Genomic DNA, 206 nt, shown 5'->3' with positions numbered 1-206 from the left:
GACCAAGGGATAGAAAACATGACTGCAAGTGCAGAAGAACAAAGTGCAAGTGCGCAAGAGATGAGCACAGCGATGGACAGGGTAGCGAAAGCGGTAACAGAGATAAGTGGACAACTAGAAAGATCAAGGAGTGTAATAGACGAACAAGTAAAACAAGCGGTAGGGATAAACGAAGAAGCGAAAGAGTTGAGTGAGTTAGCCACAGA

At 45.1% G+C, this 206-nt stretch carries 1 pseudogene; it reads left to right on the top strand.

What is annotated here, in order from left to right:
- Positions 1-18: 18 nt before the first annotated feature.
- Positions 19-206 (top strand): annotated as a pseudogene (locus ACW9JY_RS10670) (methyl-accepting chemotaxis protein); the annotation flags it as partial.

The sequence above is a fragment of the Petrotoga sp. DB-2 genome (assembly GCF_054051725.1).
Note: the sequence above shows the minus strand (reverse complement) of the source record. Positions and strands in the feature narration are given on the sequence as shown.